The sequence below is a fragment of the Proteiniphilum sp. genome, assembly GCF_034927365.1.
Taxonomy (GTDB): domain Bacteria; phylum Bacteroidota; class Bacteroidia; order Bacteroidales; family Dysgonomonadaceae; genus Proteiniphilum.
The window spans coordinates 65,602-85,997 of the sequence record NZ_JAYFQD010000022.1 but is presented as its reverse complement, the minus strand read 5'-3'; the positions used below and the strand labels follow the sequence as shown (position 1 = coordinate 85,997).

Sequence of the window (20,396 nt, the reverse complement as noted above, 5' to 3'; positions counted from 1 at the left end):
TTCATATGAAGAAAATATATATCGTAATAGCAGCCTTGGCATTATCTGCCGGCAGTTTCGCCCAAACCTCGGATTCTCTGTTAAGACGCCAGATGGAATTGGAACGCGATTTTAATCCCACCTTATTGGATGCCGACAAGATCAATTCACTCCCAGCATTGAGAGAACCTTCCGTTCAGAAAGCCAACACCAATTATTCCACCTGGGCAGGCCGTACAATTCCACCGTTAGAGATAGCATTGCCTCGGCCCGGAACTATTATGACGGAGATTCCTTACAGCCGGAAAAAGGGATACCTTTCCTTCCATGCGGGTAATTATGCCAATCTGGATGGTGCATTCGGTTACCGTCTGGTGGAGAATGAAAAGAATAATCTCTCTTTTTCCTTCCTGCATAACTCTACAAATGGTGATATAAAATATATACAAGATGTTGAACCGTCGAGTAACAAAGCATATTTTATGGACAATAAGGGAGGTCTTAACTACCTCCATCGGGCAGACGCACTTACTCTCGATATGGAGTTTTCCTATCTTCACTCTCTCTTCAACTACTACGGCAACAGGTTCGGGAATGCTCCTTTGTATGACGATGAGAACCAGCGGCTGGGAGTGTTGAGCGCCAAAGTCGGAGTCGTATCACATGAAACGGATTTGTTGAATTACAAAGGATATATCAGTCTCCGTAACTTTTCCACAGATTTCGGCGAATTACTCAACGCAGAAGGGATAAAAGGTAATGAGGTGAATGCCTTGGTGGGACTTGAAAAGCCTTTCGGCGACACATCAAGTAAAATTGGTATTGAGGGAAAGATTTTCTCTACTTTCTATAACGGTGATCTAAGCGATTATTTCATGATAAATGCCGCTCCGTACATTACTTTCGGGAGTCAGGGATTCAATGCCAAATTGGGTGCAGATATACTTTTTCAACTTTCAGGCAACACAAGAGCACGCGTAGCTCCTAACGTAAATCTACAATTATCCGTAACTGAAAATTCTTCCCTTTATGCAAATATCCACGGGGGATTCAGGAATAACACTTTCCTGGAAATGATAGAGGAATCCCGTTACATTCGCCCCTTCGGCAATGTAAAATCCTCCTTCTCCATTATCGATCTCGTCGCTGGTGCGAAGATCGGTGAAATAAGTGGATTTCGTTTTGATATTTTCGGGGGATTCAGAAAGACTGATGATGAGCATTTTCTGGTGCTGAATGGAGAGGAAAAGATAGATGATGTCACTATAAGACCTCATAGTGAAATGCTCAGGCCCGTATATGGTGATTTATCGCACACCCATTTCGGAGGAATGGTTCAAACCAATATCTGGGCACCTCTCGATATTTCATTGCGTCTAAAGAAGAATTTCTACGGTCTGAATCATATTAATGTGAATGAGAGTCAAATCGATGATCCTAAAGCCTACAATAAACCCGGCTTTGAAGCTGATCTCCGTACCGCATTCGAATTGACCGACAATCTGAAACTTACAGCCAACTACTATTTTGGGGGAGACAGATGGTCCTATTATGACGGAGAAAACCGTAAAATGGATAATATCAACGATTTCAATGCAGGTGCACTCTACCTGATCAATGAAGCCTTTTCGGTTAATCTGAGGGCAAACAACCTGCTGGCTCAGAAATATGACATCTGGTACGGGTACCCGACACAGGGACTCAATATCTCCGGAGGATTCTCTTTCCGCTTCTGACAAAAGGATGACGTAGTACCGAAAAACTATTGAAACTATTTTTAATAGTTCTTCCTTCTTGTTTACAATGGTTTTTCGTACTTTTGCCGCACTCTTTCAGTGTCTTTAAATTATTGGAGAATAAGATAAAATATGAGCAAGCAAATAAAGGGAAAGAAGAAACACCCTACGGTAATAAATAAATTTCTGAAGATCGGCATCATCAAAATCATGTGGGGTGCGTTTGGACTTCTGGTAGCCGGGGTTGGCATTTTTTTCCTATTGATCTCAGTTGGAGTCATAGGCTATCTACCCAATATTGACCAACTGGAGAATCCTATCGATAAATATGCCTCCCAGGTAATATCTGCCGATAAAAAAATACTTTTCACTTATTCTGTGGATAAAAACAATCGTACATTCGTCGATTATTCCGATCTATCCCCACACCTTATCAATGCATTGGTATCCACTGAAGATGCACGCTATTATTCCCATTCGGGGTTAGATATTATCGGCCTGGGAAGGGCTGTGTTTAAAACAGCATTACTCAGACAGGAAGGGGGAGGTGGTAGTACCATTTCACAGCAGTTGGCAAAGCAACTCTATTCACCTAAAGCCAATAATAAATTAGAACGTATTTCCCAAAAACCGGTCGAATGGGTGATTGCAGCCAAACTCGAGCGCCATTATTCGAAAGACGAAATTATCAACCTCTATCTGAACAAAATAGATCTCAATTATAATGCAGTTGGCATTGAATCTGCAGCCCGCACCTATTTCAATAAGACCCCGAAAGAGTTGAATATTGAAGAGGCGGCTACGCTGGTCGGGATGCTGAAGAATCCTACGGTCTACAATCCCAGGCGTCGTCCAGAAATGGCCAAAGAACGCAGGAATGTAGTTATCAATCAGATGCGCAAAGCGGGGCACCTCACAAGACAGGAGGCAGACTCGTTGAAACAACTTCCGATCGAACTCGACTTCAAACGTTCCGACCATGTTGATATTGTAGCACCCTATTATCGTCAGCATCTGGCCGGGATCATGATGGCCAAAAAACCGGAAAGAAAAAACTACGCGTCGTGGGAAGGGCAACAGTTCAGGGAAGATTCAATTGCCTGGATAGAAGATACTCTTTTTGGTTGGTGTAACAAAAATAAAAAACCGGACGGAACCTATTATAACATATACACCGACGGGTTGAAAATTTACTCTACCCTCGACTCCCGTATGCAGCGTTATGCGGAAGCAGCCGTAAAAGAACACTTGGGGGGTTATCTGCAGAACCAGTTTTTCAGGGAGAAGAAAGGAAGGAGTTATGCACCCTATTCGAGTGATTTCAAGGATCAGGTGGATAGGCTGATGAAGACCGCCATGAGACAAAGCGAGCGCTATCAAGTTCTCAAAAAAGGGGGATTGAATGAAGAGGAGATCCTTAAAAATTTCAAGGAAAAGCCGGTCGAAATGAAGGTCTTTTCATGGGAAAACCGGGAAATTGACACGCTCATGACGCCGTGGGACTCTATCCGTTATTACAAATACTATCTTCGTGCCGGTTTTATGTCGATGGATCCTTTCACAGGACATGTAAAAGCTTACGTGGGTGGTCCCGATTTCAAATTCTTCAAATACGATATGGTTTCTACCGGTAAACGTCAGATAGGTTCAACTATCAAGCCCTACCTCTACACTATGGCAATGGAAGAAGGGATGAGTCCTTGCGATGGCATGATCCACGGACCGGTGACCCTGATACCCGAAGTGGGAGAACCATGGACACCAAAAAATGGGCACAAGGCCACCGGAGAATTTGTAACCATAAAATGGGGGTTGCAAAACTCCGACAACTGGGTTACGGCATGGCTGATGAATCAATTCTCTCCTTACGCATTTGCCCGGATGCTCCAATCGTTCGGGTTAAAGACCCCTGCAGATCCGGTGGTTTCACTCTCGTTGGGTATTAACGATGCTTCCATATACGAGATGGTGGGTGCTTATTCTGCTTTTATCAACCGGGGTATCCGGGTGGAACCGGTCTTGGTCACCCGTATTGAAGATGCCAACGGAACGGAGGTCTACGCCAATACCCCACGGATGAAAGAGATTTTCAGCGAAACGACCTCTTATAAGATGCTTGATATGCTGAAAGGAGTGATAGACGGAGGGACCGGTAACCGCTTACGCCGGCTTTATAATCTGAAAGGACAAATGGGAGGTAAAACCGGGACAACCGATAACAACGCGGATGGATGGTTTATGTCATTCACCCCCACTCTGGTATCTGGTTGTTGGGTAGGAGGAGACGAGCCTACCATTCATTTCGACCAGATGCATTACGGACAGGGAGCCAGTATGGCATTGCCTATTCATGGGTTGTTCTATCAAAAAATATATGCCGATAAAGAATTGAATTACAGTGATGACGGCACCTTTACAATACCACCCGGCTTCAATCCGTGCCAGGGTACTACGCAACAATATCCTCCCGATTTTTATCAAAATAACGGTCCGATCATAGAAAGCGAAGGTATCGACGATATATTCAATTGAGATTTTTCTCGCCTTCTGCCTGAAAAACTAATTCTTCCTTAAGAACTTTAGCTCTTTGGGTAGCGATCTGGTATAAAGTTTCTGCAGTGTTGATTTCGACTGAATCATTCACATTGATTAAATAATCTTCTCTTACCCAACTTTGAGGGGCAGTCTTCAGAAAACGATTGTAATAAGTGATTGCATTGTTATTATCGCTCATTAACTCATAACATCGTGCAATATCGTACAATAACGAATGAGCATCGGGTTTTCGCCGGTATGCAGACTGTAAATATTCGATAGCCTTGGGGTAATTTATTAACCGCTTGTAAACATCAGCAAAAGAACGGTCAAAATCAAACAGCATAGCGTTCATTTCTTCGATTTTAGCCACTCCTTCCGACAGGATTTCGATTCCTTTCTTACGGTCGTATAACTTGGAAAGCGCTGTTCCGTAATGATAGAGCAGATAAACATCACTGTTATTTTTCATATATGCTCTTTCCAGCCAAGGTATGGCTTCATAATAGGACTTCAATCCATACAAGCTCACTCCCAGATAATAGCAGGTAGTATAGGAACTATCACCTAACGCCACAGTCTCATTCAAGCGTTGTGCAGCCTCTGCATAATTACCTGCAGAAAAGTGTGCTATTCCGTTCAACTGACTGATTATTGGTTCAGATGGATTGATATTCTCAAGATAAGATTGCGTCAGATCGATGGCAGCATCGTAGAATTTTGCTCCGAGATAGATCTTCCCCAGTTTACTCACAGCAAGACGATCAGCCGGATTTTTCTCAAGAGTTTTGTAATAATACCAAATGGCAGAATCACCTTTGGAACTATGCAAATAGGCATCACCTACCATACGAAGTAATAAAGGCACAGAGTCTACCTTAAAAACCGTCTTAGCCTCTTCAATAGCTTCTTTCCAATTATCATTTTGATAGAATGCCATTGATTTTTTAGTCTGGATATAGTGATTACCGGGTGACAAACTATCTGCCATTATCCAGTAGCGCAATGATTGCTGCTTATCTCCTATTTGAGATGCACATTCCGCCATTGTGATAATAAGGTTCGCATCGTCGGGATAATCACCTAACAGCTGTTTATAAACATTCATTGCTGCCGGGTAGTTATATGTTTTTTCTAAACAATGTGCCTTGAGCAATAAACCTTCGCGGGAGGGCAACTCATTTTCCAACAAGGTCAATACCTGACCATATTGATTGTTTCGTAGCGCATCCTCCACTTCTTTAGAATGCTGAGAAAACAAGTAGCCTGTAGAGAGGAATAATAGACTAAAAAGTAATAATTTAAATATCAATCTGATTTTTTACGGTCAAGCATTCCAGAAGGTTTTTTATCCGTCCAAAAATCGTGCTGAAATACCTGACTTTCAATTTTGTTTCTTAAAAGGAAGAATATTAGTTAGGTAGTAAGAAGTCAACCGATACCATCTGTCGTACTCTCACCGTATCACCCTTATGTATACCCGGTTTCCATTTGGGCATTGCCTTCATCACCCGGAGAGCCTCCCGATCAAGAGGGGGACTCACTCCCCGAAGGATTTCGATATTACTCAGGCTGCCATCTTTTTCCACGATACAAGTTACTTTTACCCTGCCCATTTCCATGTTCACATGCATCATTCCTTTGGGATATGCTATCTTGGATTGAATCCATTTAAACCGCTCCCTTTCACCTCCGGGAAATTCCGGAGGTGAATCCACCTCCTCCAAAACCTCCTCAGCATTACTTTTAACCGGTATAGAATCAATAAGTAATTTTTGAGGTGCTTCCATCACTGTTTCATAATAAACCGGTGTAATATAAAGAACTCTCACTGTATCACCCTTATGCACGCCCGGATTCCATCGGGGCATAGCTTCCACCACCTTGACCGCAACCTTATCAAACGAAGGGTCCAGGGGGCGGACAATCTGAATATCAGTCAAACTACCATCTTTCTCGACTATAAAGCTGATAACCGTTCTTCCAGGCATTCCGGAACCACCAATGACCGGAGGCATGTGGTCTAAGAACCATTTCCTTAGTGCGTCATGGCCGCCGGGAAATTCCGGTTTTTCATCAACTTCTGCAACCTTTATAACATCATCAAGATCAACTTTTGTCTTCTCCGGTGGAGGAGTATGCTGAGCAGCAAAAAGGTTATTCAACAATATAAATGACAAAAGAGGAATTATTCCCAGAAAGTATTTCCTCTGTCGTAATACCCTTCTTTCCGTTTTGTTATTTTGCATTCTTGTAGTTTTAGAGTTGACTCACGAAACCCACCTTTATATCTCCACGACAAAATATTGATCAGTTTTTAAGCTGGAATGCGACAGGCATAGTATAATATACCCTTACAGCCTTCCCCTTTTGGATCCCGGGTTTCCATTTGGGCATCAATCCCACTACCCTCATTGCTTCTTTATCAAGAGATGCATCCACACTACGAAGAACCTGGGCATTAGTCACACTACCATCCTTCTCGATAACAAACCTCATTATTACTTTACCTTGTATTCCATTCTCCTGTGCTACTACAGGATATATAAGATTTTCCCTCAACCACTTATTCAATCCATCTATCCCTCCGGGAAACTCCGGACTTTGCTGCACTATTTCGAAAGGTGTATCAGAAGCAACTTCATTAGTCGAAGCCGAAGTCTTTTTGCCGTCATTTTGCTTTAATTGGAAAGCGACGGGCAGTGTAAATCGTGCTCTCACTATCTCTCCTTTATTCTTCCCGGGAATCCATCTCGGCATACGTTTCACTACTCTGACGGCTTCTTCGTCCAATAGAGGATCAATACCCCGCAAGACCCTAATATCACTCAAACTCCCATCTTTCTCAACTACAAAATTTAAAATCACCTTTCCTTGTATCCCCTTTTCTTGCGCTTCGATGGAATAATGGAGATTGTTGACCAAAAACGTTCGCAATGCATCCATTCCTCCTGGAAATGAGGCCTGATCCTCTACCACTTCAAAGATATCACTATCCTGTCCTCCTACTCCCTCTATTTCCCCAAGCACAATAATTTGAGAAGTATCTGCCGGACTAGGTTCTACGCTCCCGGTTTCCACACCTTTATCACTCTTCCTTTCCTGGTTTATACAACTATTGGCAAAAATCAACAATAATGCCAAAGGAAGTATCAACAGGTATTTCGCCACTTTCAATGCAGGCGATTTTGCTTTGTTCATCATCATAATTCGTTGTTTTAATTGTGACACATTAAAGTTATTTACTATCTGAACTGCAGTTTCATGATAAGTCAATCGTAACAGATTGTATTGATACTCCCGGCTATCAACGCCCTCCCGCAACACACCGTTGTCTGCGAGGTACTCCAGATTCATAGTTATTTCCCGTTTCATCAACCAGATAAACGGGTTCCACCATGAAAACAGGAACAACTGTTCAATAAGCATGATATCAATAGAGTGCCACTGACGCATATGCGTCTGTTCGTGCAATAAAATCTGCGAGAGCTCGGGGTCAGAATGATTCTCACTATGGATAAAAATCCATTTAAAAAATGAAAAAGGAGTTATATCATTCTTTAGTGTATATACGGATACACCTGCAATGGTAGATCTTTGGCTTCTCATTTTTATACGAAAGATAGACAGGAGTTGCACCACAAACCGTAAAAGAAACAGAGCTGTAACGATACAATACACAAAAAAGATAATCTTTATCCAAGGAATCATAAACACTATATTATCACCTTCCTCGGCCAGGACCGTCATTTCCGGCTCCTCCACAAATACATGCAAGTCCGAACCAGGTAAAATGAAGAAGAAACTCCACAGATCACCCTGCAACGGAATAGTCCAAAAAGGATAAAGGAGTGAAAAAACAATCGACGACAGGAAAAACAATCGACGTAACCATAAAAAGGTATCTTTCTTCAGCACTATTGCGTACAACAGATAAAATAAAGCAAGTGCAATATTTATTTGTATCAGGTATGTAAAGAATGGTGACATGATGTATCAATTTAGCATAAGACACAAAGTAATCATTTAAAGCATGTTAGTCAGCAGCTACAACTATTCTTTTTCAGCCTCCCCCTTATTCAATATGAAGACTACAGGAATAGAGGTATACCCATTTACAGCTTTTCCGTCCAACTTGGCAGGTGTAAAATTTGGCATCAGCCTCAACACTCTTATAGCCTCGTTGTCCAACAACGGATCAACTCCACGCATTATTTCAAAACCACTCAAACTACCATCTTTTGCTACCACGAAACGACATATGACCCGTCCTTGAATACCTTTATCGCATGCCTCCACCGGATATCTGATATTGTCTGATAAAAACTTACCCAAAGCACTATATCCTCCCGGAAATTGAGGTGGTTCATCATATCTATCATAGATCTCTCCCTCAATTTCAGACGTAGAACTTTGCACAACTTCACTATTCTCTGTTACGGCATTTTTGTCGCTCTTCTTCCGTAGGGTTCCACAACTACTCGCCACAATCAATAAGAATGCCAAAGCAATGAACAAGTATTTTCCATATTTCGAGGCAGGAGATTGCATCGTGTTCATTATCATAATTCGTGTTTTAATCGTAATACATTAAAAAATTGAAAACAAATCGCATATAACGCGGAAGGAAGGAATTTACTTCCGATTCTTTTCAATCAGCCGGATAATTTCCTCCAATTCTTCTGTGGTAATTTTCTGTTCCTTTGCAAAAAAAGAAACCAACTCTTTGTAGGAGTTATCAAAATAACTCTGCACTACTCCCGATAAAAAATACCTTTTGTAGGCCGACTCCGATATAATGGGTTTGAATACTTTCACATTCCCGAATCTCCTCTTTGACAGATATCCCTTATTCTCAAGATTATTGAAGATAGAAGCTACCGTAGTGTAGGGTGGTTTCGGATCTTCCATCTTTTCCACAACATCCTTTATTGCACATTCTTGAAGTTGCCATACATACAACATTACATTTTCTTCCTGATGAGTTAATCTTTCCATATTCTTTTATATTTATATAGATAATGCAAATCTACGTATTTATCGTAAAATACAATTATTTTCGCAATTATTTTAATGTTAAATAATCATAAAAAAGCCACCTCTATGCAGAGATGGCTTCCAATAGCTTATTAAGATATTTATCAGATCTGTTTTTCAAAATCCTGCATACAGAGGATCAGTGCTTCTACTGCCTCTTTCGGACAGGCATTGTAGATCGAAGCGCGAAATCCGCCCACGGAACGATGACCTTTAATGCCAACCATACCTCTCTCTTTGGCAAACTCAAGAAAAGTAGCTTCTTTATCTTTATACTCTTCGTTCATTACAAAGCAGACGTTCATGATGGAACGGTCTTCTTTAGCCGCAGTTCCCACGAAAAGTTTATTACGGTCTATCTCTTCATAGAGAAGAGCAGCTTTCTCCTTATTAAGTTTGTACATCACTTCCAGACCTCCCAGTTCCTTTACCCATTTCAATGTTTCATGCATCACAAAGATGGGAAATACCGGAGGAGTATTGAACATGGAACGATTTTTATCCGAATCACTGATATGTGTACGGTAATCCACCATAGTCTGTAACTGCCGGTCGATCTGGCCAAGGATATCTTCACGAACGATCACAAAAGCGACCCCTGCCGGTCCTACGTTTTTCTGTGCTCCTCCATAAATAAGACCATATTTGGAAATATCTACAGGACGGCTCATAATATCTGACGACATATCAGCCACCAACGGAACCGGACTATCGATATCTTCATGCAATTCAGTACCGTAAATAGTGTTATTGGAAGTTACATGAAAATAATCGGCATCGGCCGGAATAGTATACTCTTTGGGGATATAAGAATAGTTCTTGTCATCTGAAGAAGCCACCACTTCCACCTCACCGTAGAATTTCGCTTCTTTAATGGCTTTTTTAGCCCATACGCCAGTCTGCAGATAGGCCGCTTTTCTCTTCATCAGATTAGCGGGAACCATAAAAAACTGCGTACTGGCTCCACCTCCCAGCAAAAGTACACGGTAATTATCGGGAATATTAAGCAGTTCCTTCCATAGATCTGCTGTTTCTTTCATGATTCGCTCCCATCCGGGAGTACGATGCGATATTTCAAGAATACCTATCCCGGTATTATCGAAATCACGTATTGCTTCAATGGCTGACTCCACCGCCGGACGGGGTAGTACACACGGACCGGCATTAAAATTATACTTTTGCATACGGTTATATTTTAAATTTGATTAGTTGATTTAAAGATGTGGTGACTAGTAGATTATAATTACCAATCTAATCGCCAATCAGGAGATTATTAAATTATTAAATCAGCACATTCACACATCAGTATATCAGCACATCGACTGATCACCGATTCACCCTGAAACGTTCATCTCCATTCTGGAAGTATGCCACAATTTGATTAGCGGCAGCCAATCCGGCATTCTTATTGGCATCAGTAGTCTGGGCTCCCAATTTTTTAGGAGTAGAAAAATAACGTTTCGGGAATTTCTGTAGAAATTCCTCATGTTTATCCGGCTTAACATCTGTGACATATTGAAAAGCAGGGCGCTCTTCCATGATACGGATCAGATCGTCTTCCATCACCAGTTCCTTACGGGCAGTATTGATGAGAAGCCCATCTTGCGGCATTAACGATAAAAGGGAGTAATCCACGCAGTATCGGGTCTCTTCCAGCAAAGGCATGTGCAGGGAAACAAAATCGCAACTCTGGAACAACTCCTTATTTGTATAGGCAGTGATCACTCCGTATTCTCCTTCTTTTCGTAAGTCATCATGTGTAAGTGTGGGCGAAAAAGCATACACTGGCATATCGAAACCTCTGGCTATTTTTGCCACCATCTTGGCAACATTTCCGAAAGCATATAAACCCAGTCGCCTACGGCTCAATTCACGTCCGACCGAACCATCGAAATGATTACGTTGCGCATAAATCATCATGCCGAGCACAAGTTCAGCTACTGCGTTGGCATTTTGTCCGGGGGTATTCATTACACACACACCACAATCAGTAGCCGCTTCAAGATCGACATTGTCATAACCGGCCCCGGCCCTGACAACTATTTTCAGATTGGGAGCAGCTTCCATTACCTCCCTGCTGACAATATCACTCCGTATGATCAAAGCATCGACATCCTTTACAGCATCAAGCAACTGGTTTTCTTCTTCATACCTCTCTAACTTCAGGAATTGATGACCTGCGGACTCAATAATATGTTGAATCCCCTGCACGGCAGGTAACGCAAATGGCTTACTCGTCGCCAAAAGTACTTTCATATTCATTCTTTTGTTATAAAAATCACCGGATAGTCGGCCGATCCCCACAAACAGGACTTTTTATACTTTTTTTAAAAAATATCACTTTGTAATATAGAATTGCAAATTTACAAACTTATATCTAACAAAAGAGGAAATTGAAATAAAAAATCTATGATATTTTCATTTTATACTATTAAAAAAGTTATTTGCCCGATAAATTGAATCATACTATCTTTGCATCACTACTTGAAAATGTGATATAAATGAACAGTCCTTATCCATCCGCCTTACTCGAAAATGCAGTCAACGAATTTGCCAATCTTCCTGGGATTGGTAGAAAATCGGCGTTGCGGTTGGTGCTTCATCTGTTACGTCAGGATGAGCAGAGAGTGGCCAATTTTGCCGGCACCATGTTGAGACTGAAGCATGACATCAAATATTGTGCTGTCTGTCATAACATTTCCGACACCGAAATATGTAATATCTGCGCAGACAGATCACGCGATAGCTCATTGATCTGTGTCGTAGAAAATGTGAAAGAAGTGATGGCTATCGAGAAGACAGTACAATTTGGAGGGCTCTATCACGTTTTGGGAGGTATTATCTCTCCCATCGATGGTATCGGACCATCGGATCTGGAAATTGCAAGCCTGGAAGAAAGGGTGAGATCGGGGGAGGTCCGGGAGGTAATACTTGCTCTGAGTGCCACGATGGAAGGGGACACTACCAATTTTTACATTTATCGCAAACTTCAACCTTACGGAGTAAAAGTGAGTATCATCGCCAGAGGGGTATCCATTGGCGATGAGATTGAATATGCAGACGAGGTAACATTGGGTCGCTCCATTTTAAACCGGACTCCGTTCGATGAATCTTATAAACTCGTATCGAAATGAAAACCAGAAGTACAATGGATAAGACTGTAGGACTGTTAAAAATACACTATTTCGGAAATATCATCCTGCTGGCTGTTGTTTTCCTGCTTGTAGTTTTTAGCATCATTCCTCTTTTTATAGATAGAGAGATCGTCAATGTAACGGCCGAGAGATACGCAATTATGATTACCATCATAGCCATTCCTGTCTCACTAAAATTTTTCGCATCCCGGTTAAAGAAAATAGGCCGTCCACAGGAAATCACGGCTGCCTCGAAAAAATATAAAAGTGCTTTTTTCCTGCGTCTATACGCGATCAGCGTAGTGACTTTAATAAATATCCTCCTTTTTGGTATTTCCAGAAATATGAATTTTTTCTGGTTTACGGTGGTATTGTTCATCGTCTTCCTGTTTTGTAAACCGTCGTATAACGAGTTGGAAAGTCTCACTGAAGTAGCGGATGAACAGAGTATTGCAGTAGTACCAGAAGAACAAAGCATCATCGAAGCGCCAGAGGGACAAAGCCAACCAGAAGAGATAGAAGAACAATGAATAGGTTATTGGAAAATAATACTCTCCGCCTGCGAGCACCCGAGCCGGAAGATCTGGATCTGCTTTACACTTGGGAAAACGACACCTCCGTTTGGGAGGAAGGTGCTTCCATTGTACCCTTTTCGCGCTATTCTATCAAACAATATCTTATAGATTATAAATACGATATCTATGTCGACAAGCAATTACGACTGATGGTGACACTTAAGGAGACAGGGCAATCTATCGGTACGGTCGACATCTATGATTTTGATCCATTTCATAGGAGAGCCGGCGTGGGTATATTGATAGACCATTCGCAGAGGCGTAGAGGTTATGGGCTACAAACACTTAATATTCTGGAAAAATACGCATTCAGCTTTCTCAACATGAAACAACTCTATGCAATCATTCCTGAAAATAACGATAATAGTATCGGTCTTTTCACAAAAGCGGGTTACCGGCAGACAGGATTGTTGGAAGAATGGCTTTCCTCGGAAGATTCATTCCATCATGCAGTGATAATGCAAAAACTCAAACCATAAAGTTCCGTAATATTTTTTTGAAAAAACGATGCAAGAAGATATAAGAAAAGCGTGTGATATTTTAAAGAAAGGAGGGATCATCCTCTACCCCACCGATACTGTCTGGGGTATCGGGTGTGACGCGACCGACGAAGAAGCGGTAAAACGCATTTACGAGTTGAAGCAGCGCGACGACACCAAATCGATGTTGGTACTCTTGGATAACCCCTCCAAGTTGCAGGCATACGTAAAAGATGTTCCCGATATAGCATGGGATTTGATAGAATTGGCTGATAAGCCCCTGACTATCATCTACGACGGGGCAAAAAATCTGGCATCCAACCTGGTTGCACCTGACGGATCAATCGGCATTCGTATTACCGCCGAGACTTTCTCCATGGAGTTGTGCCGACAATTTCGCAGGCCCATCGTATCCACATCTGCCAACATAAGCGGAGATCCTTCGCCGTCCACTTTTTCACAAATCGGACAAGCCATCAAAGACGGAGTGGATTATATCGTCACATACAGGCAAAAGGAACAAGCCAAATCTCAGCCGTCCAGCATTATCAAACTGGAAAGAGACGCCTCTATCAAAATTATACGTAAGTAAAAAGTTTGATTATCTTTGCACATAGGTTATTTACCCCATTTCCCGATGCAACTGACAGACAGATACAATAAATTTTTTCTTTGGCGTGACAGGCATATAAAGGAGCGCCATTTTCTACTGTTCGTCTGCTTCTTAGTGGGGATTCTCACTGCTTTGGCTGCTTTTTTTCTGAAAACAGCTATCCATTTCTTCCAGATATTTCTCACTGAAAATTTTAGTCGTCCTAACCTGAACTTCTCCTATCTTCTCTACCCTATCGTGGGAATCCTGATTGCGGGTCTATATGTCAAATACGTGGTAAAAGACGATATCAGCCACGGTGTCACCAAGATCCTTTTTGCCATCTCCCAGCGTAAGAGCAGGATCAAGCCACACAACATGTACTCTTCGTTAGTGGCCAGTTCCATCACTATCGGATTCGGTGGATCAGTAGGGGCGGAAGCGCCAATCGTACTTACAGGTTCTGCCATCGGCTCTAATCTGGGTAGATTTTTCAAACTGGAACAACGCAGCCTGATGATTCTTGTAGGATGTGGCGCTGCCGGTGCTATCGCAGGTATCTTCAAAGCGCCGATCGCGGGAATCCTTTTCGTAATAGAGGTGTTACTGCTCGATCTCACTATGGCATCTATCCTGCCTCTACTGGTAACAGCCGTCACAGCCACTACCGTCTCCTATATCCTTACCGGCATGGATGCCATGTTTGCCTTTACGCTGATCGAGCCTTTCACACTCAACCGTATTCCCTATGTAATCCTGCTGGGGATACTCTGTGGATTCCTGTCGTTGTATGTAATCCGTATCATGAGCCGATTAGAAGAACTCTTTCACCGACTCTCGTATTGGAATAAGTTTCTACTTGGAGGAATCATGCTCAGCCTTCTTATTTTCTTTTTTCCACCCCTCTATGGTGAAGGGTACAGCACTATTAATATCCTGTTGGCCGGAGGTGACCTATTTGGATCTCTCACCAAGGAGAGCTTTTTCCACCAATTGGAAAGTAGATGGACTATTGTTGTATTTCTGGTATTGGTTATTCTCTGTAAGGTTTTTGCTACCAGCGTTACCAACGGTGGAGGCGGTACGGGAGGAGTATTTGCACCCACCCTTTTCTTAGGTTGTATTCTCGGGTTCGTCTACTCTTACACACTCAATGAATTGGGATATTCCGTATATCTGCCACAGGAAAATTTCGCACTGATGGGCATGGCCGGGGTAATGGCCGGGGTAATGCATGCACCACTTACCGGCGCTTTCCTTATCGCAGAATTGACCGGGGGATACGACCTTTTTTTACCTCTTATGATCGTCTCCCTACTCTCTTATGGGACTATCATGATTTTCGAGAAGCACAGTATCTACGCCATACGTCTTGCCAAAAGAGGGGAGTTGATCACCCATCATAAAGATAAAGCCGTCCTTACTTTTTTGAAAGTCAAAGATTTGTTGGAAAAAGATATTCCAACCGTAACTCCGGATATGACGTTAGGCGATGTGGTAAAAGTAATTTCAACCAGTAACCGTAATATTTTCCCGGTAGTAGATAAAAAGGGAATTCTTTTGGGGGTTGTATTGATGAACGATATACGGAATATTATGTTCCGTCCCGAATTATACGACCGATTCACCGTAAAAAAATTCATGGTGGGATCACCAGCCACAATTGAAGTACATAGCAGTATGGAAGAAGCAATGGCAAAGTTTGAAAACACCAAAGCCTGGAATATACCGGTGGTAGATCAAAAAGGTGTTTATCTGGGTCTTCTTTCTCAGTCGTCGGTATTCAACTCCTATAGAGAGGTACTAGTGGAGAATTATTCCGAAACCGATGAGTAAATCGACTAATGTGCCAATGTGGATAGTGGATAGGTGGGAAAGTGGGATAAGACAGAAAAGAAACTGAATTAAACAATATTAGGGAACTGATTAACAGGGATTTGGCAATTATTAATTGGTAATTAATTTATAATCAACTACTTGATGGACAAAAAATCATTACGTATCCTCTTCATGGGTACTCCCGAGTTTGCGGTAGAATCATTGAAAGTGTTGGTAGAAAACAACTATAACGTGGTGGGGGTTGTTACCATGCCTGATAAACCGGCAGGTAGGGGGTATAGATTGCAACCGTCGCCGGTAAAGCAATATGCCCTGGAAAAGGGACTGAGAGTGCTTCAACCGGAAAAACTGAAAGACGAGGGATTCCTGAATGAATTAAGACAACTGGAAGCGGATCTGCAAATCGTAGTGGCTTTCCGGATGCTGCCTGAGGTAGTATGGAACATGCCTTCAAAAGGTACCTTTAATCTCCATTCATCTCTCCTACCACAGTATCGGGGGGCTGCCCCCATCAACTGGGCCATTATCAACGGGGAGAAAGAGACCGGTGTGACCACTTTTTTTCTTTCACACGAAATTGATACCGGTAAGATCATCTTTCAGGAGAAGACAATAATCGACGATACTGACAATGCCGGAAGTTTGCACGACAGGTTAATGGCAATGGGGGCGCAATTAGTGCTGAAAACGACTAATGCAATATTAGATGGTGATATACAACCCATACCACAGAACCAACTGTTCAGAGATCCTTCGGAACTGAAAAATGCTCCCAAAATCTTCAAGGAAGATTGCCGGATCGACTGGAAAAAGCCGGCACGAGAGATATTCAATTTTATCCGGGGCCTGTCACCCTATCCTGCGGCATGGACTGAGTTATCCTCCAGCGCTGATCATGAGGAAGTACGCTTCAAATTGTTCGCGGGAGAAATTGTTGGAACTGAAAAGTCCACGTGCAAATCACCCGGCACCATTACTACCGACAACAGGAGCTATCTGGATGTAGCAACAAGAGAGGGAGTCATAAGAATTACAGAATTACAACTGACAGGAAAAAGACGAATGAGTACCATCGATTTCCTAAACGGGTACCATTTCAACGAGAATAATCGTTTCTGTTGATTATCATCACCACTTATAACTCAACCCAAAGGTAAGGGTATGGGTTATCTGAAAATATTTGAGTTTTGGATCGGGAGGCACCCCGTCGTCAAATCTCATATTCACATATATATTGGTAGAAAAAGCATTACTCAATGCCAAATCAAGCTTATTCTCAAATCCAACTACAACTTTCTCAAAACTGGTAAAGTAGGTCAGATCTGAATCCCAGACAATATAGTTTGTGATCTTATATTTCATGATTGCCCTTACGTTACTACCAATATCTAACAGTCCTTTCTTATCCTCCGGAATACCATATCTTTTCACATCAACAGAGTCATTCCAGACGTATGTGTAATTAAGAGAAATAGGATCGAGAAAAAGTTGTAAGTTTAAGTTGCGACCACGAACCTTTGTCGAAGGCTTGTTGAGAGTGTATTTCAACCCCACCCCCAACTTAGCATACAATGGAGAAAGGAATGAAGAACGAATATCTTTTGAATTGGCCGGATAGGCATTTAACATCTGGGACCGTCCTTCCAGGTTGGTAGAGTAAGTCCACCCTTTTGCGAAGGCATCTATTCCGAAGTCCCCGTAGTATCGGAGAAAGTCATTACCTATACGATATTTTCTGATTGTATCGTCCGGGGCATTAAAAAGGGATAAACGCCACTCCAACATATTATTGAATTTCACCTTATTTTTCTTGTAATTGGCTCTGAATATGTGATAAGTCTGGAAATTAAGGTTATTGGTTCCTCCCTTATGCCAGTTATCAGAGAATCTATTCTGTATAAACTGGAATGTATGTTCACCGGAACGTACCCAATATCTCCTGCCAATAGTAGCACCTTCAACTCCGGGAGTCTCCAGCGAATAGGTTGTTTCAGCCTTGAGCAGTTCCTTAAGGGGATTGAATGTTTCCTTTACAACGTGGTCATCAGTCTTCAGGCGTGCGATTGTATCGAAACTGGCCACGGAGTACCTGATCCTGTCGGGATACTTCAGATAGTAATCACGCCGCACGCTTCTTACAAAATCGATATGATCGAGCTTGGGTGCAAAGGTTTTGTCACGTGGAACAAGTTTACCACTTTCCTTATCTTTATCTAACGTATAAAAAGAGAGTTCACGGGGAAGGATCTCTCCCGTAAATATCATCGGCAGGAAAAGAGGATTGTAAAAAAGAGTATCCTTGAAGGAGAGTCCGTGCATAGATTCAAAACTATTATTATCCATAGGAATGAATAACGTGCCATTTTCCTTCCTGAAGTAAATAGAATCAAGCCGATTTCTGAACCAACGGATCGTATCAACCGAAACAGTTTCCCTGATTCTGTGAACCGGAGGGATGATAACACTATCGGTAATATTCCCTGACGGCTGAAGTATGTCGGAAGGCTGCTGAGAAGACTGCGTCGTACGCCGTTCAATCTGTCTACTGATATCAGTAATGTCCCTGAACAGATCAAGGCTATCCGATACCAATAAGGAGTCGGGTCTCTGAGCTATCCTGTGTTCAACCTCGAAAGCTGCTGTTCCGAAAGAACAGACAAATATGATTAAAAAGGGGAGAATAATTCGCTTCATACGATTATTTTATCTTTTTTATTTCGGTATATTAAACAATTTCAGACAAAATTGTTCAATTGCCCATACATTCTTCCAACGGGCAAAGATATAAAAAAAGTTTTATTTTATTTGTCCATTATCATAAAACTCCCTACTTTTGGAGAATAATGAAATAAACTAAAAAAAATAGAGACTCACTTTTACCAGATAATCACTATTCTAAAATTTTCCGCATGAATCGATTTTTCCCCATTTTCATATTATTGCTCCCTTGTTTATTTTTCAATTGCTCTCGTTCAAAAGAATTACCGTCAAAGGGATTAGAACAAATTTCAGAACCTCTGATAAAAGAGTTTATTGATTTTCTGGCTTCAGACGAAATGGGAGGACGCCCTGCTCCTAGTGAAGAAGCAGATAGAGCTGCCGAATATATCGCCATGAAGCTGGAAGAATTCGGCATAAAATCCGTGGATGGTTCTTATCTTCAAACTGTACCATTCTGTGCGGCCGATTTAAATATTGAGAACTGCCAGTTTTCATTAACTAAATCTGGAATAGATAAGGAATTCACCTTAAAAGAAAATTTCACACCTCTACTCAATACAGGAAGTGATCGGGTGAAAGGAGAGCTGGTGTTTGCCGGGTACGGTATTACTGCGCCAGAGTATAATTATGACGATTATAAAAATATCAATGTAAAAGGGAAGATTGTGTTGGTGATGAAAGAGGAACCGCGTAAAAACGATACTATAGCCACTGTTTTTGAAGGAAATAAAGATACAGGATATTCCGATATCACCTATAAAATCCGGAATGCAGTAGAGCATGGTGCAACAGGCCTCCTATTAGTAACAGCCCCCCTTCATAATATAGCTATTACCGCACAAGGACACCTGTGGACCAGTCTCTATTTGAAAAGGAATACCAAACGGTTATATAATGTTTGCGAAGGAGGAACTCTCATTCCCGCAGTACAGGTAAACAAGGATGTGATCAATGAAATATTCGGCAGTGTGGATTCGTTGAGAACATTACAGCGAAATATCGATAAAAATCTGCACCCTATATCATTTCCCCTGCCGGAAGTTCTGGTCGACTTTACCGTTTCAGTCGATAAAAATGAATTTCCTTCCAGCAACGTCATCGGATGGATAGAAGGTTCCGATCCTCAATTAAAGAATGAATTCATTGTCATAGGAGCCCACTACGATCACATCGGGATATCGCCACGCCCCAACCATCTCAACGATTCTATTATGAACGGTGCCGACGATAATGCATCGGGAACAGCAGCCGTGATGGCCGTAGCCAAAGCTTTTGCTACTTCACGCAAGAAACCGGCAAGAAGTATTCTGTTCATGCTCTTTACTGCAGAAGAAAAGGGCCTTATCGGATCCGATTATTACACAAAAAATCCTTTGTTCCCTCTGGAAAAAACAGTAGCAATGATCAATATGGATATGGTAGGCAGAAATGGTAATGATACTGTGTATGTGATCGGACAACAATATAACCCCGATCTGGCAGTACTGGTAAATGCTACCATTCAGGATACAGGATTAAAAAAAGAGGAAATGACAATGGATCTATACCAGTCGAGTGATTATTATCCATTTTACAAGAAAGGGATATCGGCGATTGGACTAACATCGGGACTGCACGACGACTACCATCGTGTAGGAGACAACCCCGAGAAAATCAACCATCAAAAAGTAAGAAAAATAGCGCAACTCACCTATAAGGTAGCATGGCAAATTGCAAATACAAATGATTACTACAATATAATTGAGAAATAACGGCTAAATTAAAAAAAA

17 protein-coding genes are annotated in these 20,396 nt (G+C 41.8%); 9 read left to right on the top strand and 8 right to left on the bottom strand.

The genetic code is table 11. The features are described from left to right. Nucleotides 1–5 precede the first annotated feature (5 nt). Nucleotides 6–1,715: a hypothetical protein gene (locus VB073_RS13995; protein ID WP_323404810.1), complete on the top strand. Its 1,710-nt coding sequence runs from the start codon at nucleotides 6–8 to the stop codon at nucleotides 1,713–1,715. 132 nt (nucleotides 1,716–1,847) lie between these two features. After that, nucleotides 1,848–4,247: a transglycosylase domain-containing protein gene (locus VB073_RS13990; protein WP_416349548.1), complete on the top strand. Its 2,400-nt coding sequence runs from the start codon at nucleotides 1,848–1,850 to the stop codon at nucleotides 4,245–4,247. Here the strand turns inward: VB073_RS13990 and VB073_RS13985 are convergent. From VB073_RS13985 to VB073_RS13955, 7 genes are all read right to left on the bottom strand, one after another. After that, nucleotides 4,240–5,562 carry a tetratricopeptide repeat protein gene (locus VB073_RS13985; protein ID WP_323404809.1) on the bottom strand — a complete coding sequence of 441 codons (1,323 nt, stop codon included), beginning with the start codon at nucleotides 5,560–5,562 and terminating at the stop codon, nucleotides 4,240–4,242. The two genes, VB073_RS13990 and VB073_RS13985, sit on opposite strands and share 8 nt — an antisense overlap. 100 nt (nucleotides 5,563–5,662) lie before the next feature. After that, a complete protein-coding gene (locus tag VB073_RS13980; protein WP_323404808.1) occupies nucleotides 5,663–6,499 on the bottom strand; it encodes a TonB family protein in 837 nt (278 codons plus the stop codon). Between the two features lie 61 nt (nucleotides 6,500–6,560). Beyond that, the gene (locus tag VB073_RS13975; RefSeq protein WP_323404807.1) at nucleotides 6,561–8,240 is read right to left on the bottom strand and encodes a M56 family metallopeptidase; all 1,680 of its coding nucleotides are present in this window, start codon (nucleotides 8,238–8,240) and stop codon (nucleotides 6,561–6,563) included. A 63-nt stretch (nucleotides 8,241–8,303) separates the two neighbouring features. Further along, nucleotides 8,304–8,810 carry an energy transducer TonB gene (locus VB073_RS13970; protein WP_323404806.1) on the bottom strand — a complete coding sequence of 169 codons (507 nt, stop codon included), beginning with the start codon at nucleotides 8,808–8,810 and terminating at the stop codon, nucleotides 8,304–8,306. A 75-nt stretch (nucleotides 8,811–8,885) separates the two neighbouring features. Beyond that, nucleotides 8,886–9,248 (bottom strand): BlaI/MecI/CopY family transcriptional regulator, encoded by a 363-nt coding sequence (locus VB073_RS13965; protein WP_323404805.1) that lies wholly within the window; start codon nucleotides 9,246–9,248, stop codon nucleotides 8,886–8,888. A 143-nt stretch (nucleotides 9,249–9,391) separates the two neighbouring features. Continuing rightward, entirely contained in the window at nucleotides 9,392–10,471 is a 1,080-nt protein-coding gene (gene serC, locus VB073_RS13960) for a 3-phosphoserine/phosphohydroxythreonine transaminase (protein ID WP_323404804.1), read from the bottom strand. 142 nt (nucleotides 10,472–10,613) lie between these two features. Next, the gene (locus VB073_RS13955) at nucleotides 10,614–11,543 is read right to left on the bottom strand and encodes an NAD(P)-dependent oxidoreductase (RefSeq protein WP_323404803.1); all 930 of its coding nucleotides are present in this window, start codon (nucleotides 11,541–11,543) and stop codon (nucleotides 10,614–10,616) included. A gap of 245 nt (nucleotides 11,544–11,788) precedes the next feature. Here VB073_RS13955 and recR point away from each other — a divergent pair, with 245 nt between their 5' ends. From recR to fmt, 6 genes are all read left to right on the top strand, one after another. Next, entirely contained in the window at nucleotides 11,789–12,421 is a 633-nt protein-coding gene (gene recR, locus VB073_RS13950; protein ID WP_323404802.1) for a recombination mediator RecR, read from the top strand. Between the two features lie 14 nt (nucleotides 12,422–12,435). Beyond that, the gene (locus VB073_RS13945) at nucleotides 12,436–12,951 is read left to right on the top strand and encodes a hypothetical protein (RefSeq protein ID WP_323404801.1); all 516 of its coding nucleotides are present in this window, start codon (nucleotides 12,436–12,438) and stop codon (nucleotides 12,949–12,951) included. After that, the gene (locus VB073_RS13940) at nucleotides 12,948–13,475 is read left to right on the top strand and encodes a GNAT family N-acetyltransferase (RefSeq protein ID WP_323404800.1); all 528 of its coding nucleotides are present in this window, start codon (nucleotides 12,948–12,950) and stop codon (nucleotides 13,473–13,475) included. The genes VB073_RS13945 and VB073_RS13940 overlap by 4 nt, the downstream gene beginning before the upstream one ends. Nucleotides 13,476–13,503: 28 nt before the next feature. After that, nucleotides 13,504–14,067, top strand: coding sequence for an L-threonylcarbamoyladenylate synthase (locus tag VB073_RS13935; protein WP_323404799.1), 564 nt, complete (start codon nucleotides 13,504–13,506; stop codon nucleotides 14,065–14,067). A 45-nt stretch (nucleotides 14,068–14,112) separates the two neighbouring features. Further along, a complete protein-coding gene (locus tag VB073_RS13930) occupies nucleotides 14,113–15,903 on the top strand; it encodes a chloride channel protein (RefSeq protein WP_323404858.1) in 1,791 nt (596 codons plus the stop codon). Nucleotides 15,904–16,047: 144 nt separating this feature from the next. After that, nucleotides 16,048–17,028, top strand: a complete 981-nt coding sequence (gene fmt, locus VB073_RS13925; protein ID WP_323404798.1) for a methionyl-tRNA formyltransferase — start codon at nucleotides 16,048–16,050, stop codon at nucleotides 17,026–17,028. Nucleotides 17,029–17,034: 6 nt separating this feature from the next. Here the strand turns inward: fmt and VB073_RS13920 are convergent, their stop codons facing one another. Further along, on the bottom strand, nucleotides 17,035–18,600 hold the full coding sequence (locus VB073_RS13920) for a DUF3078 domain-containing protein (protein WP_323404797.1): 1,566 nt from the start codon (nucleotides 18,598–18,600) through the stop codon (nucleotides 17,035–17,037). Nucleotides 18,601–18,815: 215 nt separating this feature from the next. Between VB073_RS13920 and VB073_RS13915 the strand changes: the two genes are divergently transcribed. Beyond that, nucleotides 18,816–20,378, top strand: a complete 1,563-nt coding sequence (locus tag VB073_RS13915) for a M28 family peptidase (RefSeq protein WP_323404796.1) — start codon at nucleotides 18,816–18,818, stop codon at nucleotides 20,376–20,378. Nucleotides 20,379–20,396: the final 18 nt, after the last annotated feature.